The sequence below is a fragment of the Achromobacter sp. ACM02 genome (assembly GCF_014851605.1).
GTDB classification, from domain to species: Bacteria; Pseudomonadota; Gammaproteobacteria; order Burkholderiales; family Burkholderiaceae_B; genus Achromobacter; species Achromobacter aegrifaciens.
Genome location: NZ_JACUZY010000030.1, coordinates 1 through 386, shown reverse-complemented (window position 1 = coordinate 386; position 386 = coordinate 1). Strand labels below are relative to the sequence as shown.

Sequence of the window (386 nt, the reverse complement as noted above, 5' to 3'; positions counted from 1 at the left end):
GTTATTCACCTCAGTCTTGAGAACTTGGAACAAAATTAATGCAATCACAACCCGTACCCATCTTCATCAGCAAGCTGATTACTCGATGAGCACATTTCGTTGTGCTTCTTCCAGATTGTTAAAGAACAAATATAGCTGTTGGGTAAAACCCAACTCATAACACTGCATGCAGCGCTATGAGTTAGCTTCTACGCGGCGCCAATGATATTGACTCCAGCTACAACAACAACCGATAAGAGTGGACGCTTAACACGAGCACTAAGCTCTGAAAGGAGGTGATCCAGCCGCACCTTCCGATACGGCTACCTTGTTACGACTTCACCCCAGTCATGAATCCTACCGTGGTAATCGCCCCCCTTGCGGTTAGGCTAACTACTTCTGGTAAA

General features: G+C 46.1%; 1 rRNA gene. It reads right to left on the bottom strand.

The window, feature by feature from the left end:
• Nucleotides 1-268: 268 nt before the first annotated feature.
• Nucleotides 269-386 (bottom strand): 16S ribosomal RNA (locus IB258_RS30240); the annotation flags it as partial.